A 24,514-nucleotide genomic window follows, 5' to 3' on the forward strand; every position below is an offset into this window, starting at 1 on the left:
AAGGCGTTAATCTTTTGATTATCGCCTTCGTTTAGTTAATTTCAATTTACTCAGCTACTAGCTTTAATACTGCCCCTTTTGTAGCTTCGCTAGCCACTCAGCAGTACTTCGTATTATATATTGCGCTATTTATCTTGGTATGGGGTGCCATAAAAGCTGTCTAGTAAGACTTGTTTAAGTTCACTGATTAACGGGAAACGTGGATTCGCGCCAGTACACTGATCATCAAATGCATGTTCAGCTAACTCATCCAATTTAGCTAAAAAGTCAGCTTCGTTGACTCCGGCAGCTTGTATAGATACCGGTATGCCGATAACTGATTTAAGTTGATCAATTTTAGCAATTAACAGATCAACTTTTTGCTTATCCGTTTTTGCTTTCGTGACACCATCTAGTTTTAAGTGTTCTGCAATGGCTGCATAACGACATAATGCTTTAGGACGGTCGTATTGGCTGAATGAGGCCTGTTTAGTCGGCATGTCAGTAGCGTTGAAACGAATAACGTTACTGATTAATAAAGCATTGGCTAAGCCATGTGCTAAGTGGAATTCTGCCCCGAGTTTATGCGCCATTGAGTGGCAGATACCTAAAAATGCATTGGCAAAGGCAATACCCGCAATGGTTGCACCATTATGCACTTTTTCCCTTGCAACCGGTGCGTTTGCACCTAGCTCATAGGCTGCTGGAAGATGTTCGCATAGTAAGTCTAATGCTTGTAGGGCCTGGCCATCACTGAACTCGTTGGCCATCACACTGACGTATGCTTCAAGTGCATGAGTAATCGCGTCAATTCCGCCATACGCTGTTAGTGATTTTGGCATGTTCATCACAAGATTAGGGTCAACAATGGCCATATTGGGCGTGAGTTGATAATCTGCAATAGGGTATTTCATGCCTGTCACTTCGTCAGTCACTACTGCAAATGGTGTCACTTCTGATCCTGTACCTGAGGTCGTAGGGATAGCGACCATTTGTGCTTTTACGCCAAGTTTTGGGAATTTATAAATACGTTTACGAATATCCATAAAGCGCAGAGCTAAATCGGCGAAATCGACATCAGGATGTTCATACAATACCCAAATGATTTTCGCAGCATCCATAGGTGAACCGCCGCCTAAGGCAATGATGACATCAGGTTGAAAGCTTTGCGCTACTTTAGCGCCTTGTTTTACTATCGCCAGTGTCGGATCGGCTTCTACTTCATAGAATACTTCAGTTTCTAGTCCTTGGGCTTTTAGAATCTTAATAGTTTCATCGCAGTAACCGTTATTGAATAAGTATTTATCTGTGATGATAAGCGCGCGTTTCTTGGTTTCTAACTCTTCAAGTGCAATCGGTAAGCAACCACGGCGGAAATAAATAGATGAAGGAAGTTTATGCCACAACATATTTTCAGCCCTTTTTGCGACTATTTTCTTATTAATTAAATGACTTGGCCCGACGTTTTCTGAGATAGAGTTACCGCCCCAAGAACCACACCCCAAAGTGAGCGAAGGCGCCAGTTTAAAGTTATATAAGTCACCAATGCCACCTTGGGAAGCAGGGGTGTTGATCAAAATGCGTGCTGTTTTCATTCTAAAACCAAAGGTTTTCACGCGATCGCTTTGACTGTCTTGGTCTGTATATAAACCTGATGTATGACCAATACCGCCTAGAGTGACAAGTGCCTCAGCTTTATCCATAGCATCATTAAAATCTACAGCACGGTACATACCTAATAGAGGCGATAGTTTTTCATGGGCAAAAGCTTCTGTATCATTTATTTCAGTGACTTCGCCAATCAATACCTTAGTCCAGTTTGGAACTTTAAAACCTGCCATGGCGGCAATTTTTTCTGCACTTTGGCCTACTATATCGGCATTTAAATTGCCATTTTTAAGTATGACGTCTTGCATCAATTTAGTTTCAGCCACTGACAGGATGTAACCACCATGAGAGGCAAAGCGTTCTTTGACTTGATCATAGATGCTATCAACTACAACAACAGCTTGCTCTGATGCACATACCACACCATAGTCGAAGGTTTTAGACATTAATATAGAACTCACAGCACGTTTTATGTCTGCGGTTTCATCAATCACAATCGGTGTATTACCTGCTCCTACACCAATAGCAGGCTTGCCAGATGAATAGGCTGCTTTTACCATGCCAGGGCCACCAGTGGCTAAAATGAGATTAACTTTCTCATGGGTCATTAGCTGATTAGATAATGCAACTGAAGGCTCATCAATCCAGCCAATAATATCTTTAGGCGCACCAGCGGCAATGGCCGCATTTAATACAATTCTAGCCGCTGTTGTGGTGGATTTTTTTGCTCGTGGATGGGGTGAGAAAATAATACCATTGCGAGTTTTAAGATTAATAAGCGCTTTAAATATTGCGGTAGAGGTTGGGTTAGTGGTTGGCACAATGCCACAGATTATACCAACGGGTTCGGCAATCGTAATGGTGCCGAAGGTAATATCTTCTGCAATGATACCGCAGGTTTTATCGTCTTTATATTTATTATAAATGTATTCAGAGGCAAAATGGTTTTTAATCACTTTATCTTCAAGTAAGCCCATTTGAGTTTCAGTTGCTGCCATTTTAGCTAACAAAATACGTGAATCTGATGCGGCAAGTGCAGCGGCTCTAAATATTTTATCGACTTGTTGTTGGCTAAAATTAGCATATTCTTTTTGCGCTTTAGCAACCTTGTCGACTAATTGGTTAAGTTGCTCTGTGTTGGTGACGGTCATAATCACTTCCTTTAAAAAATAGTTAAATAAATCAGTTTTAGTTAACCATTCTCTATGTAATATCTACCTGGCTGATGTTATAAAATTACCTTTTTATCAGTACTTTTATCGTGATCAAGTCCACACATAAGTAGCAATTGTAATTTTATTACGATTTTTAGTGGTGAAATGAAGTTTAAATACGACTTATTATGAGCTGAGTTAGATGAAGCTTCCCTTAAATCAGCAGAGTTTCCGCAAAAAAGCAGGTTAAAAGTTTAATGTATTAGCCTGCCTCAATTTTCTCAGTTAGCCAAGGTGACTAAAGTTGATTTTTTGTGGCTAAATAGTGAGCCTGTAAATATTTCTTATATTTAGCCATTCTACGTTTAGTTTTAATTTGATCTAATATTAAACTCCACAGTGGCGAATCGTTCATTTTTGGCTTATTGCCTCGACTCATTCGACGTAACTGACGCTTAATAATCGCCATTGTAGCAAGTGCTGCGAAGGTTTTATTTTCCCAACTGATTTGTTTAGTGGAAACAGACATATTTGGATTGGTTTGCCACTTATTGATAATGTTAGGCTTATAGGCAAGGGTAGTTGCTAGACCGCATAAACTAAAGCCTGCATCAATGACTTTTTGGGCAATGGGTAGCCTTTGAATACCACCGGTTAACATTAATGGAATAGGTGATCGTTTAACCAGTGACTCTGTAAAACTTAAGAAATAGGCCTCGCGTGCTAATGTTCTATCATCTGCGCTTCGCCCCTGCATTGCAGGAGCTTCATAACTTCCGCCCGATAACTCTACTAGGTTTACGTTATACTCTGCTAACCAGTTAATGACTTGTTCAGCATCATCAATATCAAAACCACCCCGCTGAAAATCTGCTGAATTAAGCTTTACCGCCACATCAAAATCAGTACCACAGCATTGCCTTACTTGTTTTATTACTTCAATTAATAACTTGGCGCGATTGAGTAAACTTCCACCCCATTCATCACTGCGTTGGTTGGTTAATGGCGATAAAAACTGCGCTAATAAATAACCATGAGCGGCGTGGATTTCTACTCCATTAAAGCCAGCTTGTTTAGCTTTATAAGCACTTTGGCCAAACCGTTTAATTACATCTTGTATTTCATTTTCAATCATTGCCTGTGGTATTGAAAATAAATTGGAATGCTTACCCAAATTGAGGGTGATAGCTGATGGTGCAATATTTTTACCTCCCATGGCCTTAAATACTTGTCTACCAGGGTGATTTAATTGCATCCACACTTTAGTATTATTAGCTTTGGCTATATTTGCCCATTTAACAAATGGCGCTAAGGGTGTGTCATGTTCAAGTGCGACACCACCGGGGCCTGTCATTGCCATTCTGTCTATCATTACATTACCCGTAATGATTAACCCAACGCCGCCTTGGGCCCATTGTTGGTATAGGCGAAACAGTTTTTCATCGGGTAGTTGTTGATTACTGGCTAAGTTCTCTTCCATAGCGGCTTTGACAAAACGGTTTTTAAGTGTTGTTTGAGGTGTGATTTGAACCGCGCTAAAGAGATCTTGCAACATGATTAAACTCGCCGTTATGTGATTATTAAAATCAGCATAGCGGTAAAGTAGGCTTTTAAGCCACTACCACTTGATATTTTATGTTGAAATTATTCACAAACCTGTGATTGATGTTCGCAAATTAACAAGGTTTGGGTATATAATTCCCTCCTTAAATTATGATGTGGTTTTATATTGAATAGTGTCTATTCAATCCTCATTGTAATTGTCTGAATAGTTTAAAGGTAAAGTAATGAATTTAAAGCAAGAACTGCAAACTCTTAATGGTAAATTAGATACGTTTCGTCGTAAATTAGCGGCGGCTGAACAGCGCGGTGACGCGGCTATTATTTTGCAGTTCAAAAAAGAAATCACCGCAATGACTAAACGTATTGCTAACGTTAAAGGCCAACAAACTCGCCAGCTTAATAAAGAAGGCAGTGAAGTGAAGGGTTTAACCTTTAAACGAGAGCTAACCAAAGCCGAGCAAGCGGACATGGGTCAATTGAAAAAGTCTGTTAAAGGGTTAGTGGTTGTTCACCCTATGACTGCATTAGGTCGTGAAATGGGCATTAAGACAGTGACGGGCTTTGCCCCAAGCGAGTTCTAATACAGTTTCAATTTTTTGTGTAGTTGATTGCAGCTTTACTTGGTGCCGTCAACGACCATTCTTAGGCAAGTAAGTCTCTGGAAATACGGTCTCATATTAGGTCTCAGGGAATGAGTGTTGTTGTAAGGTCTATTTCATGTCGATAAAATATATCGCTACGTCTAAATTACCTACCCCTTGGGGTATATTTGCCATGCACGGTTTTGAAGATACTGAAACTGGCAAAGAGCATGTTGCATTAACTTTCGGTGAATTAAATGCTGACTCAGCGATTTTAGGGCGTATTCATTCAGAATGTTTAACCGGCGATGCGTTATTTAGTTTACGCTGTGATTGTGGTTTTCAATTGCAAACCGCGATGCAAAATATTGCTGAATTAGGGCAAGGATTTATTTTATATCTGCGTCAAGAAGGACGCGGTATTGGGTTATTAAATAAAATTCGAGCCTATGAGCTACAAGATGGCGGTGCTAACACAGTAGAAGCTAATGAGCGTTTAGGCTTTGCAGCTGATATGCGTCAATACGATATGATTAAGCCGATGCTTGAGCAAATCAATGTATCTAAAGTCAGGTTAATGACCAATAATCCACGCAAAGTAAAAGCTATGGAAAATGAAGGCATTGAAGTGGTTGAAAGAGTGCCATTACAAGTAGGCAAAAATCGTTACAATGAAGGCTACTTAAAGACTAAATCCACCGAGCTTGGGCACATGATGTCTGAATATCACTTCAATGATAAGCAAGACTAATCAAGCTTTAGTGAAGCAGCCATATTTGGCAAAATATTGCAAAATCATTGCGACTGTTATGGCTTTGCAATACTCAATTCTGTCTATCGCACAGGATATACCCGAAACACCTATATCCTCTCCTGATGCCTCACACTATGCTTTTGCAAACTATCTTGGCAGTGGTGTTTATCGCACTTCAGGTCAAAGTGCTGCCGTGGCCAATATACCTATTTCAGTTGTTATCGACCAAGCGGAAGATCATTTAGTTAAGTTACGCTTACCTATATCCTTGGGTTTTTTCGACTATTCATTTAATGATTTACCTGGCGGGCAATTACCTAAAAGCGTCGGTACAATAACCTTTACACCTGGAGTTGAGTACCATTGGTTTGTTGATGAACAATTGACAATCGAAAGCTATTTAGATATGGGTTATGGCTATAACTTTTCAAATGAAAGTAATGTTGGGATCATGTCATTTGGTATATCATCAGTGTATCAAATTGATATGCCTATCTATTCACCTACCTGGATAAACCGACTGTATTATGCAGGCTATCGCAGCAGTTTAAATGATAGCGCTGAAAGTTATTCTGTTTTACAAAGCGGTCTAGATTTCGGACTGGGCACGAACTGGCTTTGGAATGATATTGAGGTGGAGCCTAGATTGTTCTTTGCTGGTCGCTGGTTTTTCGACAAATTGACCTTCGTTAACCCTGTAGGTGCTGATGTAGTCACCAATCACACCTATGAAGTAGGTGCTACTTGGAAGTTCTCTAAACCGATAGGTCATGATGTTTTTGGCTGGGATGGCCTAAAAATAGACCGGTTGGGTGTGAGTTATCAGGTTGGAGGTGGGCTACAAGTGTGGCGACTCATTTTCGAATTCCCGTTGTAACCCTTTCTATAAAGATTTTATTATCCCAAGTTGAGCTTACTTACCCCAAATATTTGCATTTATAGGTTTATCATCATGAGTGTTATCAGGCGAAGTAACAGGCTTTACCTTTGTGGTGATTTTTTGATGAGTTGATTTTTGGGTCGATGATCTTGAAGGAGCCTCTTGTTCTTTTTTTATCGGCAATGGCAGCTTATTACACCTTAAATATAGGTATTCTACTTTATCACGCGCCCATGGAGTTTTACGTAAGAACGTTAAACTGGATTTAACACTCGGATTGTCTTTAAAACAGCGAATGTTGATCCGAAGGGCTAAATCTTCCCAGCCATACTTTTCGACTAAATAAGTAATGATTGTTTCTAATTTAATGCCGTGAAGCGGATTATTTTGCTGAGTCATAATAAAAGTAAGGCCGATAATAAAATGATAGAGCAAGATTATACGCTAAAATAGTATCCTACAGGGAGTCTCAATATTACTTTAACTGCTTTTGTCGATCTGTTGTTGATAAATGATAAAAATCGTCAATTAGGATACGCAGCAGTTTTGATTTAGCCACATTATTATTTTTAGACAGTTCGTCTAATTGGGTAATGCTTCTCTCTGTGAGTGTAAAAGTCGCATGACGATAAATTTTGACACTTTTTTTATCTAGGCCACTTAAAAATGCTTTAGTCGATTGTTGCATCTGTGGATTTTCACCCACAACAGTCTGTTTGCCCAACGCATAGTTATTGGCATCTTCGATAAAGTCGTCAACCGAAACAGACTTTTTGTTTTGCTTCGGTTTTTTACGCTTAAGGTCAGTTAAACTCATAACTATTTTCTGGTGGTATAGCAAATAATTCATCAGCAATTGCACGGATTTCAATTGCGGCTTTACCATCAGGCTCTATTTCCATAACCGATGAGCCGCTTTCTTCACTATCGTCATAAATATTACGGCTAAAAGTAACTGAGTTTAAGGCGCGAAGGTTAAATGACTCGACAACTTCTTTGGCTTCTAAAATACGTTTAAATTGCGTAGGTAAAGAAGGGCACTGGGTCATTACAATTGCTGCTACCATCTTAGGATTGACCATTTTACAGGTGCTTAACATATCTTCCATATGTGGAAGAGTTTTTAAGTCACGACGTTTTGGTCTTAAAGGGATGACCACATAAGTTGCAACGGACATGGCTGCGCGCATAGCAAGGTTATCTTGACCACCACAATCAACAATGACGTAGTCAAAGCGCTCATCTAGACTCAGTAAATCATTACGAATTTTACCGTAGAGTTGAATACAGTTAATGGGTGCAAGGCTAGGATCTGTATTACGAGCTTGGATCCAATCGGATGTGGTGCGTTGCGGGTCACAATCTACCATCAACACATTAGCAGCGAATTTTTGAGTAATATAAACGGCAAGGTTCTGTGCTAAACAGCTTTTGCCACTGCCTCCTTTTTCACCGCCTACGAGCAGTATCATACCCTTCTCCCATTGTGGTTTTTTATCAATATAAGTTTCATCTATTTAACTTAATAATTTGAGTATAGAACATGTTTTTCACTCTGGGTAAATATGTATAATACTTTGACCTAATTGAACACGACTGGAAGGTCGTTGTTAAAGTAATTGCAACGCAATGTGATAGCTGTGCGGTGAACTTTGATTACAGCGACATACTTGCCCCTTGATGGTATTTTGTTTATCGGTTCCGGGATTGAATGTAAGTGCGATTAATTGTCCTAATTCAAAAGCCTGACGGTAATCAAATAATACGCCTTTGCGAGCCAGGTCAATACAAACACCATCGTCTTCATTACTTTCACCAGCTTTATTGATCCAATGTAACTTGATCCGCTCAGCTTCCATATCTACGCGCAATGAAGTACGTTTTTCATCAAAACCTGTCGGCTCTTGGTCCATTTTTATTTCCCCTTAAGTGGATTCGATACTTTAGTTTTAGCATATTGGTTTTTTTAAGCAATACCAAACGGTTATTAAAAACAAAAACGCCAAACAAAATGCTTGGCGTTTTAGTGTTAAGTGACTTAACGTTAATTGTCGTAGTCTTGATTTCTGGGATAAGGCATTTTTAATTGTCCCCAGCGGATCACAATCACCGTAGCTGCTAATAATATGGTTGAAAATGATATAGCTAAAATTCGCCAGTCATCCATGCCTTTCATGTCTAAAATAAGATATCGTGCTAAGGCAACAATGGCAATATACAGTGGCATGCGAATAGGTAACTTACCTGACTCTATGTAATTGACCACCATGGCTAATACTTCAAGATAGATAAATAATAATAACAGATCGGCAAGTTCTACGGTTTTAATGGCGAACATATGCATTATCTCTTCGCCAATAGCAAAAGTAGTGGCCAAAGCAATAATGAAAAGGACTACATATTCAATCGACTTTAAAGATTGTATGCTGGCATGTTTTATTCTATGCATGTTTAGCTCTGTTATTTTGTAGTGAAACCTTAATGGTATTATTCAGTAAAGTAAGTCGCTTGCCCAGAGATCTTAATCACAGACATAAAAAAACCGCTAATTAAATTAGCGGTTTCAATATTTTAGCGACCATTTTGACGAGTATGAGTAATCGTTTCTATTATTACTCGCAGTCAATGACTAACGCTTTAACGCTTCATTAAGTAAAGGGCGCATAATTTTAACTAATTGAGTGGTTACTTTTGGAGTACCAGCAACAATGTTACCTGAAATCAGGTAATTATGCCCGCCAGTGAAATCTGTAACCGTACCGCCAGCTTCACGACAAATTAGGTCGCCTGCTGCGATATCCCAAGGCTTTAAACCAATTTCGAAAAATCCGTCTAAACGGCCTGCAGCAACATAAGCTAAATCTAAAGCTGCTGAACCTGTACGACGTAAGTCAGCACATTGCGGAAATACATCCGCTAAAATTTTCATATAGGTTTCTGTATGCTGGCGTGCTTTGAATGGGAAACCTGTACCTATTATGGTACTGTCCAATTCACCGACACTGGTAACACGCATGCGGAAATCGTTAACTTTTGCGCCTTTACCGCGAACAGCTGAAAACAGCTCTTCACGAACCGGATCATAAATAACCGCGACTTCTGTCACGCCTTTATATTGAAGGGCAATTGAAACAGCAAAATGAGGAATACCACGAACGAAATTGTTGGTGCCATCCAAAGGATCTACTATCCAGACATAATCTTTACTTTCGCCACGGTTTTCACCGTCTTCTTCACCAATGATCGTGTGATCAGGGTAAGATTTACGAATTTGATATGTAATAGTTGCTTCTGCTTCCTTGTCTACACTCGTAACAAAGTCATTAATTCCTTTGGTACTTACCTCAACACGGTCGAGTTCAGTATAGGCGCGCATAATTGTTTGGCCAGCAGCGCGGGCAGCGCGTGTGGCAATAGTCATCATCGGATGCATAGCAATCCCCTGGATTTTAAAGAACGAATAAAACAGCGGCCGCATTATACCTTATTCAATAGTTATATCAAATGCAGATTTTCATATAACGTTATAAACAGGGCTTGTGGTAACATATGTCCAATATTTTTTGAATTAAAGTGGTGTCATGTTAAGTAATATTCGTGTTGTGCTTGTGGGCACGTCTCACCCTGGAAACATTGGTTCGACTGCCCGTGCAATGAAAACCATGGGCTTATCTAATTTATATCTTGCTGAACCAAGAGTAGAGCCGGATGGACAATCTATCGCACTGGCGGCAGGTGCATCAGATATTTTAAAAAATCTCACAACAGTTGACTCATTAGATGAGGCTATTGCTGGTTGTAGTTTAGTTATTGCGACAAGTGCACGTAGCCGTACATTAGATTGGCCGATGCTCGACCCACGCCAAGCTGGCGAAAAATTATCGCTTGAAAGTATTAAAGGTCCGGTTGCTATTGTATTTGGCCGCGAAAATCATGGTTTAAGTAATGAAGAACTGCAAAAGTGTACTTACCATGTTGCTATTCCGGCAAACCCAGAATATAGCTCACTTAATTTAGCCCAAGCTGTGCAAATTATTTGTTATGAAACTCGTGTGGCGCATTTAGCCTTGGGTGAGCAGCCCGCACCAGAGGAAGAATATCCTCTGGCTGAAGATTTAGAACGTTTCTTTGTACATCTAGAGTCTACCTTGTCGGAGACTGGCTTTGTTATTAAGAATCATCCCGGTAATGTGATGACGAAACTCCGCCGTTTATATAGCCGTGCTCGAATTGAAGCACAAGAAATGAATATTTTACGGGGTATTTTAACCTCGATAGATAAAAAGATAGATAAAAAATAGTGGTGATAAGGGAGTTCACATGGGCGTGAGATCAAGATTAAAAGAAGATATTGAATCTATTTATCACCGTGATCCTGCAGCAAACAGTACGATTGAAATTTTACTCAATTACCCTGGTATGCATGCAATTTGGTTGCATAGGATTAGTCATAAGTTTTGGCGAAAAAATTGGCGATTAACAGCGCGTTGCTTGTCGACGTTTTCCCGCTGGTTAACTGGGGTTGAAATTCACCCAGGAGCGACCTTAGGAAGACGTTTTTTTATCGATCATGGCATGGGGGTTGTGATTGGTGAAACGGCTGAAATTGGTGACGATTGTACCTTATATCATTCAGTTACTCTCGGTGGAACAACCTGGCAGGCGGGGAAACGTCACCCTACATTAGGTAACAATGTGGTCATTGGTGCAGGGGCTAAAATATTAGGTCCAATTACTATGCACGATGGTGCACGAGTCGGGTCTAACTCAGTTGTGGTTAAAGATGTTGAGGCCGATAATACTGTTGTGGGTATTCCGGGACGAGTTGTCTCTTCACCAAGTACGCAGTCAAAAGAGAAAGCTGAACGTCGTACTGAGATGGCTAAAAAATATGGCTTTGATGCATATGCCGTGTCGCCGGACAATCCTGATCCTGTCGCCAATGCGATTGGCCAGATGCTTGACCATATGCATCTAATGGATTCTAAAGTACAGGAACTTTGTCAAGCCGTTCAAACTATGGGTGGAGAAGTGTGCACTGAAAAGTTACCTCAATTGAATGTAGGTGACTTTGACGAAGCTGAAAAAGCGGCAGCTAAAAACCGAAAACGTGAACTGACTGAGTTTGATCCAAGTATATAACTTGTACTGGTTGGCTCATTAGCCAGTCAATATAAAGCTTAAAAAGTGTTAAATGCCTATCTTGGTCAAAAAATAATGCCCATAGGGGAATAAATCCCCTATGGGCATTGAATTTTAAGCTATAAAAAGGTTAAATACCTCGGCTAAAATGAAGCTGTTTTTGTGTTCTCTTACTTTAATACCTGAGTAAATTAGTAGGATTAATACTTGACTAATTTACTCGGGTATGATGAAATTACTGCATACTTTTTGGGAGCAGTAGCAAGTTATGAAACTTACATCAAAAGGTCGCTACGCAGTCACAGCTATGCTGGATGTTGCGATTCATTCTGGTACAGGGCCTGTACCTTTAGCAGATATATCTGAAAGACAGGGCATTTCGTTGTCTTATCTTGAACAACTCTTTGCTAAATTAAGAAAGCACGGTCTGGTGTCCAGTGTACGCGGACCCGGTGGCGGATACCGTTTAGGCTTAGAGGCTGATGCCATTTCCGTGGGCATGGTTGTCCATGCAGTTGATGAATCTGTTGATGCCACTCGCTGCCAAGGACAAGGGAATTGCCAAAGTGGCACCCGCTGTCTTACCCACTCTTTATGGGGTGATTTAAGCAAACAAATTTCAGAGTTTTTAAATGGTATTTCACTTGCTGGTCTGATGAACAAAAGAGATGTGCAGTTTATCTCTATTAAGCAAGATAAAATCCAGAAGGAACACCGTGTTTTATAACTGGTAGTTATTAAACACAGTGTTGATTTAAATATAATTATTATTTGTACGTTGTATGTAGACTCAACTGAGACTACTAAGTACGGAGTGTGTTATGAAACTTCCTATCTATCTAGATTATGCCGCAACAACCCCTGTCGATAAGCGTGTCGCAGAGAAAATGGTTCAACATATGACTATGGACGGAGTGTTTGGTAATCCAGCATCTCGATCTCATCGTTATGGTTGGCAAGCTGAAGAGGCGATTGATATTGCCCGTAATCAAGTTGCTGATCTGATTAATGCTGACCATCGTGAAATCGTATTCACATCGGGTGCAACAGAATCATCTAACCTTGCGATTAAAGGTATTGCTCACTTCTATCATAAGAAGGGTAAGCATATTATTACCAGTAAAACTGAGCATAAAGCCACGTTAGACACGTGTCGCCAGTTAGAACGTGAAGGCTATGAAGTCACTTATTTAGAGCCTGAAGCCAATGGGATTATTCCTTTGACTCGTCTTGAGGCTGCAATGCGCGATGACACTATTCTTGTCAGCATTATGCACATTAATAATGAGATCGGCGTGATACAAGATATCAACGCAATCGGTGAACTTTGTCGTGCTAAAGGTATTTTCTTCCACATGGATGCTGCACAAAGTGCAGGTAAAATACCGCTTGATGTACAGCAAACAAAAGTGGATTTGATTTCAATATCAGGCCATAAAATGTATGGGCCTAAAGGTATCGGTGCGTTGTACGTTCGCCGTAAACCTCGTATCCGTTTAGAGTCTCAAATGCACGGTGGCGGCCATGAACGTGGTATGCGTAGTGGCACATTAGCAACTCACCAAATTGTAGGATTAGGTGAAGCGTCTGTTATTGCAAAGCAAGACATGCAAGAAGATACAGCGCGCATTCGTCGTCTACGTGACAAGCTTTGGGCTGGCATTAATCACATTGAAGAAACCTATATCAATGGCGATGCTGAGCAAGGCTTCTGTGGTATTTTTAACGTGAGCTTTAACTTTGTTGAAGGTGAATCGTTAATGATGGCACTAAAAGATTTAGCGGTTTCTTCCGGTTCAGCTTGTACATCCGCAAGTTTAGAGCCTAGCTATGTGCTTCGTGCACTGGGCTTAAATGATGAAATGGCGCACAGTTCAATTCGTTTCTCTATTGGTCGTTTTACTACCGATGAAGAAATTGATCATGCAATTAATGTAATCACTGAATCTATCGATAAGTTACGTGAAATGTCTCCACTTTGGGAGATGTTTAAAGATGGTATCGATTTGAACCAAGTTCAATGGGCACATCACTAATTGGTTATCTCACCAATTAGTACCAACTGATAAATGACAGAGATTTTGGAGCAGTATCATGGCTTATAGCGAAAAAGTAATCGACCATTATGAAAATCCACGTAACGTGGGTTCATTTGACAAGAACGACCCTTCAGTAGTAACCGGTATGGTTGGCGCACCAGCTTGTGGTGACGTGATGAAGCTGCAACTTAAAATTAATGCCGATGGCATTATTGAAGATGCTAAATTCAAAACCTACGGTTGTGGCAGCGCTATCGCTTCTAGCTCGCTGGTGACAGAGTGGGTTAAAGGTAAAACGGTTGACCAGGCTGGTAGCATCAAAAATGCTGATATTGCGGCTGAATTAGCGTTACCACCAGTGAAAATTCATTGCTCTATTTTAGCAGAAGATGCTATTAAAGCGGCAATTGAAGAGTACAAGTCGAAGCAGTCTAAGTAATACCTGGAGTTAAAGATGGCAATTTCAATGACCCCAGCTGCGGCTGACAGAGTAAGATCATTTCTTGTTAATCGCGGCAATGGCCTTGGCTTACGCCTTGGGTTGAGAACATCTGGTTGTTCAGGAATGGCTTATGTGCTTGAGTTTGTAGATGAGCTTAATGACGATGATGAGTTATACACTATTGACGGTGTTAATATTATCATCGACGCCAAAAGCTTTATCTATTTGCAAGGCATCGAGTTAGACTTTATTAAAGAGGGCCTCAATGAGGGGTTCCAATTTAATAATCCTAACGCCAAAGGTGAGTGTGGTTGCGGTGAAAGCTTTACCGTGTAAATGATCACTTCACTGTGTTTTAAACATGCAAGTATGAATGTTATTAAATGAATTACTTCGAATTGTTTGACCTCGCTCCATCCTTCGATATTGACACCGCTTCACTTGCAGAGCGCTACCGCGATCTGCAACGGGCGGTGCACCCCGATAAGTTTGCCAATGATACTGAACAACAAAAACTATTGTCTGTTCAGCGTACTGCGCAAGTCAATGATGGTTATCAAACCCTAAAGAGTCCACTCAGACGAGCAGAGCACATATTAAGCTTGCGCGGCATTGAGCTTAGTCATGAAACGACGACCATTAAAGATACGGGTTTTTTAATGCAGCAAATGGAATGGCGAGAAATGTTGGAAGACATTACCGACTCAGCCGATCCACAAGGTATAATTGATGCCTTATACGATTCTTTTGCCTCTTACGAAAAGTCATTGTTTACTTTATTGAGCCAGCAGCTCATAAGCGCTGATGAAAATGATAATAAGCAAGCGGCAGATCAAATTCGTAAGTTAAAATTCATGGCAAAATTACACGATGAGCTTGCACGTATCGAAGATGCGTTACTTGATTAATCTAAAGCAATATTTTTCCTTAGATTACAAGCAGTCACTTATCGACTTCGCCCCGTTTTTTTTTGATAAGCCCTGTGGCTTATCTACAACAAAGTTGGAACACTATGGCACTGTTGCAAATAGCAGAACCTGGACAAAGCGCCGCGCCGCATCAACATCGCTTAGCTGTCGGTATTGATCTAGGTACCACTAATTCACTGGTCGCGGCAGTCAGAAGCGGCCAAGCAAGCACATTACTCGATGAGCAAGGTCAGCATTCTTTGCCATCTGTGGTTCATTACGGTAAAGATACTATTTTAGTGGGGCATGAGGCTCAAGCACAGTCAGCGATTGACCCACAAAATACTATTGTGTCGGTTAAGCGCTTTATGGGCCGCAGCCTACAAGATATTCAAAATCGTGATGCTCTACATGCTTATCAGTTTGAAGCAAGTGAGAATGGGTTACCTGTGTTTGTTACTCAGCAAGCCAAGGTTAATCCAATTCAAGTATCCGCAGAAATTTTAAAACCCTTGATAGAACGAGCTGAAAAAACCTTAGGTGGCGAATTACAGGGCGTAGTGGTTACGGTTCCGGCGTATTTTGACGATGCACAACGTCAAGGGACCAAAGATGCCGCAGAGCTGTTAGGGGTAAAGGTACTGCGTTTACTTAATGAACCTACAGCAGCCGCTATCGCTTACGGTTTAGACTCTAAACAAGAAGGTGTGATTGCCATATATGATTTAGGTGGCGGCACATTCGATATTTCTATTCTGCGCTTAAATCGTGGTGTATTTGAAGTACTCGCTACCGGTGGTGACTCTGCATTAGGAGGTGATGATTTTGATCACCTTTTATTTGAACACTTTAAGCAAGCCTGGCAATTAACCACATTGACAGCACAAGAGTCTCGTCGACTATTGATTGAAGCTCGCCGAGTCAAAGAAGCGCTAACAGATAATCAAAACGTGACCGCGAATTTGTCGTACGATGATAAACAACTTGATTTAATTGTTACTAAAGCTGAATTTGACTCTTTAATTGCTTCATTAGTTAAAAAAACTATTGGTAGTTGTCGCCGCACATTACGTGATGCGGGTGTGACTACCGATGAAGTGATTGAAACCGTTATGGTTGGCGGTTCTACACGTGTCCCTTTGGTTCGTGAGCAGGTTGAAGCCTTCTTCAATAAACTACCATTAACCACAATCGATCCTGATCGGGTTGTCGCTATTGGCGCCGCAATTCAAGCTGACATTTTAGTCGGTAACAAGCCTGAGTCAGACTTATTATTGTTAGATGTTATTCCGTTATCCCTAGGTATTGAAACCATGGGCGGCCTGGTAGAAAAAGTGGTTACCCGAAATACCACAATTCCTGTTGCGCGAGCTCAAGAGTTCACTACCTTTAAAGATGGTCAGACTGCAATGGCATTTCATGTTGTGCAGGGTGAACGCGAGTTAGTCGATGATTGCCGCTCTCTAGCGCGTTTTACCTTGCAAGGTATACCCGCTTTAGCCGCCGGTGCTGCGCATATTCGAGTGACATTTCAAGTCGATGCAGATGGCTTGCTGAATGTCACCGCAATGGAAAAGTCGAGCGGAGTACAAACTAGCATTCAGGTTAAGCCATCATTTGGTTTATCTGATACAGAAATTGCTACAATGCTTAAAGATTCTATGAAGCATGCAAAAGAGGATATTACTCGCCGTATGCTTGCAGAACAAAAAGTTGAAGCTGCTAGAGTTATTGAATCGTTAAATGCTGCATTACAAAAAGACGGTGATTTACTCGAAGCCAATGTGCGTTTACAGCTACAAACTGCTATTGAGTTACTAGCTGCTACCGCAGAAAAAGATGATGTTGATGCGATTGAAAAAGCCATCAACGATTTAGATGCCCAAACCCAAGATTTTGCGGCAAGACGTATGGATAACTCGATAAAAGCGGCGTTTAAGGGCCGTTCTGTCGACAATATATAGGTGAGAACATGCCACAATTAGTTTTTTTACCCCATAGTGAGTTATGTCCTGATGGTGCAGTGCTTGAAGCTGAAGTCGGTGAGACCATTTTAAACGTAGCTTTACGCAATGGTATTCATATTGAGCATGCTTGCGAAAAGTCATGTGCATGTACTACATGTCATGTGGTTGTGCGTGAAGGCTTTAATCAGCTTGAAGCAAGTGATGAGCTTGAGGATGACATGTTAGACAAAGCTTGGGGATTAGAGCCTGAGAGCCGTTTATCTTGCCAGGCTAAAGTGGTTGCATGTGACATGGTGATTGATATCCCTAAATACACCGTTAATATGGTGAGTGAAGGCTAAGCCAGTCATTGACTATTTTAGCCATATTTAAAAGGCAATAACCTAGAGGGTTATTGCCTTTTTTGTGTTTGATTAATACCGCTAGTTTTTACCACTAGATATTCACGCCTTGTTATCGCCGCTGTATGGTTAAAAATGCGTCCGTAAAGAAGCAATTTTCACCTAAAACACCACTTATGCTATGCATACAATATTAAATTACGTATAATCCGCGCGAATTTTATAAACTTGCTCACATTAAGGAAGCTAGTTATGGCGATCGAACGCACATTTTCTATAATCAAACCAGATGCAGTTGCTAACAACCACATCGGTGCTATTTATAATCGTTTTGAATCAGCAGGTCTTAAGATCGTTGCTTCTAAAATGGTTCATTTATCTAAAGAACAAGCAGAAGGTTTCTACGCTGAACATAGCGCACGTCCTTTCTTTGGTGCTTTAGTTTCTTTCATGACTTCTGGCCCAGTAATGGTTCAAGTGTTAGAAGGCGAAAACGCTGTTCTAGCTAACCGTGAAATCATGGGTGCTACTAACCCGGCTGAAGCTGCTCGTGGCACGCTACGTGGCGACTATGCTGCTAGCATTGATGAAAACGCAGTTCATGGTTCTGATGCACTTGAATCAGCAGCTCGTGAAATTGCTTACTTCTTTAGCGCTGATCAAGTGTGCCCACGCACTCGTTAATCTTTGCTAAGAAATGAGAAGGCGCCTAGGCGCCTTTTTTTTTTGCCCTAAATTTGAGATTCAACCTATTAACGCTATCCATTGTACTGTGACCGAAGTCATTACATTTAGTATTTTATAGCAGTAAAAATATCGTATTTTACTAGCTTATTAATTGTATCTTTAGCTTATTGTTTGCATGTAGATTCCCTAAGGGTACAGAATTGTCACGATATAAGCTGTTATATGAGCAGTGGAATTGTTAACGAATTTAGCAAACTAATAATGTTAATTTATTTGAGTGTATTTTATATACAATATTTTCAATAGATAAACTTTTAATTACAACTATATTAAAGTGAGTTTTATCACAGCGTTGGCAATAAAAAAGTAATTATCTATCAGTTTATGTATTTATTTCATTAATTCAGTCTATTTAATAATCACTTGAATTGTGTAGTTATTGATGCATTTGTTTTTATATTGTTTCCCTGTTAATTTTTGTGAATTAATGTGTTTTAAATTTGTTTTTTATTTTGGTAAATTTTGTTTAATATAAATTAAAATAAATAATTGATATATTTAATTTACTTTAAAATCAGAAGCTTACTTTTATCTTTGTTCGTGTGAATAAATTGTCACCCCTATTGTGTTTGATATGTTGCCGTTGTTGACTAATCGTTTTTTATTTATTAATAATGCTTCCCTGTAATTAGCGCTTGGCTAATTGCATTATAAAAAATATAACAACTTGATGTTTTTAAAACTAAGTTGCAGGGAGTTTTATTATGAGTTCAGTTTCATTAACTGCGAAAGCTATTCGTAGTAGTTTATTAGCAGTTGCAGCAACAAGTGTTGCATCTGTCAGTGTATTTTCAGCTTCTGCTATTGCAGCAGAAGAACAGGCTCAAAAAGTTGAGCGTATTGCTGTTACCGGTTCACGTATTAAACGTACCGACATGGAAACAGCAAGCCCAGTCAGTGTTATCGATGCGTCTGCTATTCTTTCATCTGGCGCGACTTCAATTGATGATGTTTTGCAAAAAATGACATCGTCAGGCGGCGCAATGACTAACGCTGCAGTTAATAATGGTTCTGGTGGTAATGCATCAATGAACCTACGTGGTTTAGGTTCAAACCGTACTCTAATATTGGTAAACGGTCGTCGTATGATCGCATCAGGTACTGGTGCAGCTTCAACGGTTGATTTAAACACGATTCCAGTTTCAATGATCCAACGTGTCGAAGTATTAAAAGATGGCGCTTCAGCTGTTTACGGTACAGATGCTATTGCGGGTGTTGTGAACGTTATTCTAAAACGTGATTTTGACGGTTTAGAATTAAATACACAAACCGGTATTTCTGGCCAAGGTGATGCTGATGAAACAAGCATCGACTTTACTTTAGGTAACACGTTTGATAAAGGTAACGTAGTTATCAATGCTCAGTACACTAAACGCGGTGAAGCTAGCCAAGCTGATCGTGGTTTCTCTGAGTGTCCAATCGCTGAGAAAGGTGCTGCAGGTGCTAAAACAACTTACTGTGCAGGTAGCTCTTATTCTGAAGGTGGTCACGTTTGGGGTGATAACGGTGCAGATTTAAGCGGTCTTGGTGGTGAATACCACGAGTTTACAGATGCTGACCGTTTTAATTATTCAAAAGACAGCTTCCTTTCAACGCCAATGGAGCGTTTAAACTTAAGCTTCGCGGGTACATATGACCTGACTGATTCAACAATGTTCTTCTCTGAAGCCATGTATAGCAAGCGTTGGTCTGACCAACAAATGGCGCCTCAACCAATTTGGAACAAAGGCCCTTGGGTTTATCAGCCAAAAGCTGCTGGCGGTTGGATGACTGATGATCTACTTCCATGGGTTGCTAATGGTGAAGGTGTCAGTTATGGTCGTCGTATGGTTGAGTCTGGTACACGCCAGTCTAGCCAAACAGTTGATACAATTCGTATTGTACTTGGTCTTGAAGGCGAGTTTGACAATGGCTGGACATGGGATGCATCTTACAACAAAGGTAAGAATGACTCTGTTGATACCTTAGCCAACCTACATAACTTAGGCTCTATCAATGATGCTGTATTAGAAGGTACATTTGATCCTTTCTTACAAGAATCTTGGCAAGCCGATAATATCGCTCCGTACATTTACACTGAGTTGAACAGTGGTGGTAGTGAGTTAGACATTATTGCTGCTACTTTATCGGGTGGTATTGTTGATTTACCAGCGGGTGAATTAGGTTTTGCAGCAGGTTATGAGAACCGTAAAGAGTCAGCACATTATACACCTGACTCATTAACGGCTCAGGGCTTAGCTAACGACCCACGTGTTGAAGGTACAGCTGGTGAGTTCAGTGTTGATGAGTTGTATGCTGAATTAGCGATTCCATTGTTAGCCGACTTACCAATGGCACAGCAAGTTGATATGAGCGCAGCAGTGCGTTACTTCAACTACAGCACATTTGGCGAAGATACAACTTGGAAGTTAGGTCTAACATGGCGTTTATATGACGATCTAATGGTTCGTGGTGGTCGCTCGACAGCGTTCCGTGCACCAACAGTAAGTGAGTTATTTGGTGGTAAGTCGCCATCGTTTAACCAAGTTGTTCACCCAGCAACTACTCAAACGCAAGCTGAAGTAACTGTAGGTGGTAACCAACTACTGACTCCAGAAGAAGCTGATATTACTACTATTGGCTTAGTTTACTCTCCAAGCTATGTTGAAGGTTTATCGTTCACTGTAGATTATTTCGATATCGGTATTACCAACACGATTACTGCTGTTGATTCTAACTATGTGGCTAACCAGTGTTTAGGTGCTGATGGCTCGTTAATCAATACCGGTACTGCATTGTGTCAGTCTTCTAATATTTCGTTGGATAACACTGGCCGTATTAAGTTTGACAATGGTTTACAAAACATTGGCGCAACCAATACTTCAGGTTATGACATTAACGTAGCTTATGTGTTTGATGCGTTAGATTTAAGCTGGAAAGCGGGTTTAGACTCTTCAATTCTTTCTTCATATGAAGAGTTTGATCCAGATGGTAAAGCTGTTGACTACCGTGGTTATATCACTGGCGGTGTCGGTGCTTACGCTAAGTTTAAGTCAAACTTTAACATCACAGCAACTGGTGATGATTGGAGCGCAACTTATGAAGCGCGTTATATCGATGGTATGGACTCCTTTGCATGTAAAGCTGACACCACTAAGTGTTATGCACCTACTGTAAGCAGCATTGTTTACCACGATTTATCAGGTTCTTATGACGTGACAAACACTGTTCGCATGTCAGCTGGTGTGAATAACATTTTTGATGAAGAGCCTCCATATTTCACTGGTAACAACGATTCAAATACCGACCCGTTCACTTATGATGTGTTAGGTCGTTACTTCTTCGTTCGTGCTAACGTGAAGTTCTAATATCGAGTATTTGTTAACGCTAATCCTATGACTAGCTGAAACGAAATAAAAAAGCCCTAGACAATGTTCTAGGGCTTTTTTTGTGTTTTTAGTTGTTAAAATTGATGTTTTTTTCTTAGCAGACAACAGACAACAGACAACAGACAACAGACTACAGGTTACTGACTTCAACTTCGTATGAGCTAAATTTACGGATATTTATCACCCCGGTATCAAATATCAAATATTGCCCTTTAATACCCTGTAATATACCTGTTACTTCTGCCACTTTATCAAAGTTATGTGATTTTACTTTTAGTGGAAATTGCTCAATAGGGTATTGAATTGCTTGAATGTTAGCGTCTAATCGCTCAATAATTATATTGCTATGTTCAGCGGCTATTTGTTGTAATTTATCAGCGATTAAAGGTATTAACTCAGCCGCTTGAGACACTAAATCAATATCATCATTATGACCCTTAAGCATGGCCTGCCAATGGGTTTTATCATTGATGAATTTTGCTAATTCTATCTCAATTAACCCTGACATTTTACGGGTCGACACTTTAAAAATAGGCAATCCCTGGGTGGCGCCTTGGTCAATCCAGCGTGTCGGTATTTGGTTGTGACGAGTAATGCCGACTTTTATTCCTGAGGTATTTGATAAATAGACATAATGAGGAACAAAACAATGGCTTTGCGCCCATTCTGGCTCACGGCAAGTACCTTGGTCAAAATGGCATGTTTCGGGCTTCATGATGCACATGTCGCAACTAGCCAGTTTTTGCATACAAACATAACAGTGGCCCTGGGAATAACTTTTTTTAGTTTTCTTGCCACAATTACAACAAAAAATATTACCAGTATGCGTTAACGTCAGTGATTTACCGATTAGGGGATTTAATGCAATAAGTGAGTTACCCACAGGTAATTGATATTGCACTTCATCCACTGAGTTAAGTGAAGTGTTGAGTTTTGATAATGTGCCTAACATGCGTGTTCCATTTATGAGCTTTTGCAACAGAGTTTAACAGATGTGATGGCTAAACCATGCCGTAATTTAGTTCAATTGCACTTTTACATTCGTCTTTAGGGCTGCTTAATCGAAATATAGTCGTGCTTTGTTAAGCACATTGCCTTGCTAGGTAGACTTTATTTTTACCCGAAAACTTTGCTTGATATAGGGCTTTATCTGCTTCTATCATTAAGTCTTGCAGTGAGGTGGTTGATGAATGTAATTCAGCAAGACCTAAACTAATGGTAAAGTTTATTGTGATGCCATCAAAGATGAAGTCTTTTTCGGCAATGCTGTTTCTAAGGCGTTCTGAAATAGCCCAAGCATCCTGCTCGCTCGTTTTTGGTAACACGATTAAAAACTCTTCCCCCCCGATACGGCCTACAAGATCTTGCTTTTTAATACAAGTTTGCGCTCTTTGTGCGAGTGCTTTAATCGCTAAGTCACCAATGTGATGGCCGTATTTATCATTGATTTCCTTAAAATTGTCTATGTCAAAAATGATCAATGAGGCAGATTGTTGTAATTTTATAGCACGTTTGATTAACTGCTCACCTTTTATAAACGTAAATCCTCGATTGGCAATTTTCGTTAAAAAGTCTGTTTGTGAGCGTTTTTTGTAAGTGTTTAGTGCAAAAAGTAGAAACAAGCCCAATGTGATAGTTAATAAAGCCACAATGGTTAATGTAAGCTCATTAATTCTTTCTTTATCTTGAATTGCGGTGAGCTTTAGTTCATTGATAGCCAGTTTGTTGGCGAGGAGAATATTTTCAAACTCAGCGACTTTGGCATGGTGATTTAAAGCCGAGTTGATGACTTCTGGATTTAACATGTTGAGGTTATTTTTACGTTCATCATCAATTAATTGAAACAGTAAATTGACTGAAGTTAAGTAATCTTGTTTTGCAAATGCAATAATTGCATCCGCTTTAAGTGTCATCTGTTGTTTGTCTGTTCTGAAATCTTGATCTTGTTTAAATAGCGTCGCCATCTCATCAGCTTCTGCAGTCTGCCCATTACGCATGTAAGCGATTGCAAGAAATAAATAACCACTAGTGACAAAATATTGCTCTTGGGTGGTGTGACGCAACTGAATGGCATTATTTAGGTTTGCTATCGCTTTTGGATAATCATTCATACCCAATGCGACGCGTCCAGCATTTAAGTGTGCGAAAAAAGTAAAATCTTTGAATGCTAGGTTTGATTTAGCGAGCTCAAATTGTGCCTCAACATTGGTTTTTGCTTCAGGCCAATGACCTAGCTTAATACTTTGGCTCAACATGTTGTGCAACATATTAAACATGTCTTGTTTATCATCAATTGTCGCCCAGGTTTGATAGGCTTTTTCAAAATTGTCATAGCTACGCTGATGCAAGCCGACATTTCGATAAAGGCTGCCTGTTGCATTATAAATTAACGCTTTTCGATTGGTGTTGAGATTTTCACTTTTATCGACAATATTCATTGCTTCATCTAGTAAAGCAATGCCTATATGTATGGTATTTGCTCCTTCATAACAAAATGCATTTTGGGTCAATGTTTTGGTTAATAGCTCGGTATTATTTTGCTGTCTTGCATATTCAAGCGCTTTATAACGATCGACACAGTAAATAGCAGGGTCATTTGTTTGCAGATAGAGGGCAAAAGAGCGTTCAAGATGGCTGTCAATTAAGGTATCAGATATGGCCAATGTGTTAACCAAATTGATACTGTTATCATAACTGCTAATTGCTAAATCAAGCTGGCGGTTTTTCTCATACAGTTGACCGTATAAAAAATACAACTTTGCTTTATCTTCACTAGCTAAAATGCTCGTTTCGATATTGAATTGATCTAAGTGTTTCAGCGTTTCTTCTACAGAATGAGATCCTGCATAGTTTTCAAAATATTCAACCGACTCGTTTGCAAGTCCATTTGAGCTATAAATATTAACTAGAAAGCAAATCAACAGCACACAAGCTTTTGAAGAGGTCATATTCATCGGTGTCACAGTACTAATTATCCCTTTAGTCTTATAAATGAAGATTATCATAATCTAGCATTATGTATACACCTTATTAACTAATAG

Annotated in this window: 24 protein-coding genes; 14 read left to right on the forward strand and 10 right to left on the reverse strand. The window is 40.0% G+C overall.

The genetic code is table 11. The features are described from left to right. Positions 1-125 precede the first annotated feature (125 nt). Together adhE and FJ709_RS07445 are read right to left on the reverse strand one after the other, a co-directional pair. A complete protein-coding gene (gene adhE / locus FJ709_RS07440) occupies positions 126-2,801 on the reverse strand; it encodes a bifunctional acetaldehyde-CoA/alcohol dehydrogenase (RefSeq protein ID WP_226415888.1) in 2,676 nt (891 codons plus the stop codon). A 238-nt stretch (positions 2,802-3,039) separates the two neighbouring features. Next, on the reverse strand, positions 3,040-4,296 hold the full coding sequence (locus tag FJ709_RS07445) for an NADH:flavin oxidoreductase/NADH oxidase family protein (protein ID WP_226415003.1): 1,257 nt from the start codon (positions 4,294-4,296) through the stop codon (positions 3,040-3,042). 232 nt (positions 4,297-4,528) lie between these two features. On the opposite strand from FJ709_RS07445, the gene FJ709_RS07450 reads away from it, so the two are divergent. The 3 genes from FJ709_RS07450 (at position 4,529) to FJ709_RS07460 (ending at position 6,516) form a co-directional block, all read left to right on the forward strand. After that, positions 4,529-4,885: a YibL family ribosome-associated protein gene (locus tag FJ709_RS07450; RefSeq protein ID WP_226415006.1), complete on the forward strand. Its 357-nt coding sequence runs from the start codon at positions 4,529-4,531 to the stop codon at positions 4,883-4,885. A 136-nt stretch (positions 4,886-5,021) separates the two neighbouring features. Beyond that, complete coding sequence (gene ribA, locus FJ709_RS07455) at positions 5,022-5,636, forward strand: GTP cyclohydrolase II (RefSeq protein ID WP_226415009.1); 615 nt, start codon at positions 5,022-5,024, stop codon at positions 5,634-5,636. A 58-nt stretch (positions 5,637-5,694) separates the two neighbouring features. Next, positions 5,695-6,516 (forward strand): hypothetical protein, encoded by an 822-nt coding sequence (locus FJ709_RS07460; RefSeq protein ID WP_226415011.1) that lies wholly within the window; start codon positions 5,695-5,697, stop codon positions 6,514-6,516. A gap of 36 nt (positions 6,517-6,552) precedes the next feature. On the opposite strand, the gene FJ709_RS07465 is transcribed toward FJ709_RS07460, so the two are convergent. The 6 genes from FJ709_RS07465 to suhB form a co-directional block, all read right to left on the reverse strand. Next, positions 6,553-6,918, reverse strand: a complete 366-nt coding sequence (locus tag FJ709_RS07465; protein ID WP_226415014.1) for a VF530 family protein — start codon at positions 6,916-6,918, stop codon at positions 6,553-6,555. 76 nt (positions 6,919-6,994) lie between these two features. After that, entirely contained in the window at positions 6,995-7,336 is a 342-nt protein-coding gene (locus FJ709_RS07470) for a replication protein RepA (RefSeq protein WP_226415017.1), read from the reverse strand. Continuing rightward, a complete protein-coding gene (locus tag FJ709_RS07475) occupies positions 7,323-7,991 on the reverse strand; it encodes an AAA family ATPase (protein WP_226415019.1) in 669 nt (222 codons plus the stop codon). Before FJ709_RS07475 ends, FJ709_RS07470 begins: the two co-directional genes overlap by 14 nt. Positions 7,992-8,129: 138 nt before the next feature. Next, entirely contained in the window at positions 8,130-8,432 is a 303-nt protein-coding gene (locus FJ709_RS07480; protein WP_226415022.1) for a PilZ domain-containing protein, read from the reverse strand. Positions 8,433-8,563: 131 nt separating this feature from the next. Further along, on the reverse strand, positions 8,564-8,968 hold the full coding sequence (locus FJ709_RS07485) for a phosphate-starvation-inducible protein PsiE (RefSeq protein WP_226415024.1): 405 nt from the start codon (positions 8,966-8,968) through the stop codon (positions 8,564-8,566). 180 nt (positions 8,969-9,148) lie between these two features. Further along, the gene (gene suhB, locus FJ709_RS07490; protein WP_226415026.1) at positions 9,149-9,952 is read right to left on the reverse strand and encodes an inositol-1-monophosphatase; all 804 of its coding nucleotides are present in this window, start codon (positions 9,950-9,952) and stop codon (positions 9,149-9,151) included. A 148-nt stretch (positions 9,953-10,100) separates the two neighbouring features. Here suhB and trmJ point away from each other — a divergent pair, with 148 nt between their 5' ends. The 11 genes from trmJ to FJ709_RS07545 all read left to right on the forward strand — a co-directional run bounded on the left by trmJ (position 10,101) and on the right by FJ709_RS07545 (position 21,452). Continuing rightward, on the forward strand, positions 10,101-10,820 hold the full coding sequence (trmJ, locus tag FJ709_RS07495) for a tRNA (cytosine(32)/uridine(32)-2'-O)-methyltransferase TrmJ (protein WP_226415028.1): 720 nt from the start codon (positions 10,101-10,103) through the stop codon (positions 10,818-10,820). A gap of 19 nt (positions 10,821-10,839) precedes the next feature. Next, positions 10,840-11,661, forward strand: a complete 822-nt coding sequence (gene cysE, locus FJ709_RS07500; RefSeq protein ID WP_226415030.1) for a serine O-acetyltransferase — start codon at positions 10,840-10,842, stop codon at positions 11,659-11,661. Positions 11,662-11,929: 268 nt separating this feature from the next. Continuing rightward, on the forward strand, positions 11,930-12,388 hold the full coding sequence (gene iscR / locus FJ709_RS07505) for a Fe-S cluster assembly transcriptional regulator IscR (RefSeq protein WP_226415032.1): 459 nt from the start codon (positions 11,930-11,932) through the stop codon (positions 12,386-12,388). Between the two features lie 94 nt (positions 12,389-12,482). Further along, on the forward strand, positions 12,483-13,697 hold the full coding sequence (locus FJ709_RS07510; protein WP_226415034.1) for an IscS subfamily cysteine desulfurase: 1,215 nt from the start codon (positions 12,483-12,485) through the stop codon (positions 13,695-13,697). Between the two features lie 58 nt (positions 13,698-13,755). Continuing rightward, entirely contained in the window at positions 13,756-14,139 is a 384-nt protein-coding gene (iscU, locus tag FJ709_RS07515) for a Fe-S cluster assembly scaffold IscU (protein WP_226415036.1), read from the forward strand. 15 nt (positions 14,140-14,154) lie between these two features. Next, on the forward strand, positions 14,155-14,478 hold the full coding sequence (iscA, locus tag FJ709_RS07520; RefSeq protein ID WP_226415038.1) for an iron-sulfur cluster assembly protein IscA: 324 nt from the start codon (positions 14,155-14,157) through the stop codon (positions 14,476-14,478). Positions 14,479-14,525: 47 nt separating this feature from the next. Continuing rightward, positions 14,526-15,050, forward strand: coding sequence for a co-chaperone HscB (hscB, locus tag FJ709_RS07525; protein WP_226415040.1), 525 nt, complete (start codon positions 14,526-14,528; stop codon positions 15,048-15,050). Positions 15,051-15,154: 104 nt separating this feature from the next. Continuing rightward, complete coding sequence (gene hscA, locus FJ709_RS07530) at positions 15,155-17,014, forward strand: Fe-S protein assembly chaperone HscA (protein WP_226415042.1); 1,860 nt, start codon at positions 15,155-15,157, stop codon at positions 17,012-17,014. Positions 17,015-17,022: 8 nt separating this feature from the next. Continuing rightward, entirely contained in the window at positions 17,023-17,358 is a 336-nt protein-coding gene (fdx, locus tag FJ709_RS07535) for an ISC system 2Fe-2S type ferredoxin (protein ID WP_226415044.1), read from the forward strand. Between the two features lie 252 nt (positions 17,359-17,610). Beyond that, positions 17,611-18,042 carry a nucleoside-diphosphate kinase gene (gene ndk / locus FJ709_RS07540; protein ID WP_226415046.1) on the forward strand — a complete coding sequence of 144 codons (432 nt, stop codon included), beginning with the start codon at positions 17,611-17,613 and terminating at the stop codon, positions 18,040-18,042. 767 nt (positions 18,043-18,809) lie between these two features. Continuing rightward, complete coding sequence (locus FJ709_RS07545) at positions 18,810-21,452, forward strand: TonB-dependent receptor (RefSeq protein ID WP_226415049.1); 2,643 nt, start codon at positions 18,810-18,812, stop codon at positions 21,450-21,452. Between the two features lie 151 nt (positions 21,453-21,603). Here the strand turns inward: FJ709_RS07545 and FJ709_RS07550 are convergent, their stop codons facing one another. Together FJ709_RS07550 and FJ709_RS07555 are read right to left on the reverse strand one after the other, a co-directional pair. After that, positions 21,604-22,425, reverse strand: coding sequence for a DUF2797 domain-containing protein (locus FJ709_RS07550; protein WP_226415052.1), 822 nt, complete (start codon positions 22,423-22,425; stop codon positions 21,604-21,606). Positions 22,426-22,555: 130 nt separating this feature from the next. Then, entirely contained in the window at positions 22,556-24,427 is a 1,872-nt protein-coding gene (locus tag FJ709_RS07555) for a GGDEF domain-containing protein (RefSeq protein ID WP_226415889.1), read from the reverse strand. Between the last annotated feature and the right edge of the window lie 87 nt (positions 24,428-24,514).

The organism is Shewanella glacialimarina, from assembly GCF_020511155.1.
GTDB lineage: Bacteria > Pseudomonadota > Gammaproteobacteria > Enterobacterales > Shewanellaceae > Shewanella > Shewanella glacialimarina.

What these genes read in the sequence shown, in the direction of transcription:
- iscA (WP_226415038.1), top strand. Translation starts at nt 14,155, where the DNA reads ATGGCAATTTCAATGACCCCAGCTGCGGCTGACAGAGTAAGATCATTT.
- hscB (WP_226415040.1), top strand. Translation starts at nt 14,526, where the DNA reads ATGAATTACTTCGAATTGTTTGACCTCGCTCCATCCTTCGATATTGAC.
- FJ709_RS07480 (WP_226415022.1), bottom strand. Translation starts at nt 8,432, where the DNA reads ATGGACCAAGAGCCGACAGGTTTTGATGAAAAACGTACTTCATTGCGC.
- FJ709_RS07450 (WP_226415006.1), top strand. Translation starts at nt 4,529, where the DNA reads ATGAATTTAAAGCAAGAACTGCAAACTCTTAATGGTAAATTAGATACG.
- FJ709_RS07475 (WP_226415019.1), bottom strand. Translation starts at nt 7,991, where the DNA reads ATGATACTGCTCGTAGGCGGTGAAAAAGGAGGCAGTGGCAAAAGCTGT.
- FJ709_RS07550 (WP_226415052.1), bottom strand. Translation starts at nt 22,425, where the DNA reads ATGTTAGGCACATTATCAAAACTCAACACTTCACTTAACTCAGTGGAT.
- FJ709_RS07485 (WP_226415024.1), bottom strand. Translation starts at nt 8,968, where the DNA reads ATGCATAGAATAAAACATGCCAGCATACAATCTTTAAAGTCGATTGAA.
- hscA (WP_226415042.1), top strand. Translation starts at nt 15,155, where the DNA reads ATGGCACTGTTGCAAATAGCAGAACCTGGACAAAGCGCCGCGCCGCAT.
- FJ709_RS07460 (WP_226415011.1), top strand. Translation starts at nt 5,695, where the DNA reads ATGGCTTTGCAATACTCAATTCTGTCTATCGCACAGGATATACCCGAA.
- FJ709_RS07510 (WP_226415034.1), top strand. Translation starts at nt 12,483, where the DNA reads ATGAAACTTCCTATCTATCTAGATTATGCCGCAACAACCCCTGTCGAT.
- FJ709_RS07470 (WP_226415017.1), bottom strand. Translation starts at nt 7,336, where the DNA reads ATGAGTTTAACTGACCTTAAGCGTAAAAAACCGAAGCAAAACAAAAAG.
- FJ709_RS07555 (WP_226415889.1), bottom strand. Translation starts at nt 24,427, where the DNA reads ATGAATATGACCTCTTCAAAAGCTTGTGTGCTGTTGATTTGCTTTCTA.
- fdx (WP_226415044.1), top strand. Translation starts at nt 17,023, where the DNA reads ATGCCACAATTAGTTTTTTTACCCCATAGTGAGTTATGTCCTGATGGT.
- trmJ (WP_226415028.1), top strand. Translation starts at nt 10,101, where the DNA reads ATGTTAAGTAATATTCGTGTTGTGCTTGTGGGCACGTCTCACCCTGGA.
- suhB (WP_226415026.1), bottom strand. Translation starts at nt 9,952, where the DNA reads ATGCATCCGATGATGACTATTGCCACACGCGCTGCCCGCGCTGCTGGC.
- iscU (WP_226415036.1), top strand. Translation starts at nt 13,756, where the DNA reads ATGGCTTATAGCGAAAAAGTAATCGACCATTATGAAAATCCACGTAAC.
- cysE (WP_226415030.1), top strand. Translation starts at nt 10,840, where the DNA reads ATGGGCGTGAGATCAAGATTAAAAGAAGATATTGAATCTATTTATCAC.
- ribA (WP_226415009.1), top strand. Translation starts at nt 5,022, where the DNA reads ATGTCGATAAAATATATCGCTACGTCTAAATTACCTACCCCTTGGGGT.
- FJ709_RS07465 (WP_226415014.1), bottom strand. Translation starts at nt 6,918, where the DNA reads ATGACTCAGCAAAATAATCCGCTTCACGGCATTAAATTAGAAACAATC.
- FJ709_RS07445 (WP_226415003.1), bottom strand. Translation starts at nt 4,296, where the DNA reads ATGTTGCAAGATCTCTTTAGCGCGGTTCAAATCACACCTCAAACAACA.
- ndk (WP_226415046.1), top strand. Translation starts at nt 17,611, where the DNA reads ATGGCGATCGAACGCACATTTTCTATAATCAAACCAGATGCAGTTGCT.
- FJ709_RS07545 (WP_226415049.1), top strand. Translation starts at nt 18,810, where the DNA reads ATGAGTTCAGTTTCATTAACTGCGAAAGCTATTCGTAGTAGTTTATTA.
- iscR (WP_226415032.1), top strand. Translation starts at nt 11,930, where the DNA reads ATGAAACTTACATCAAAAGGTCGCTACGCAGTCACAGCTATGCTGGAT.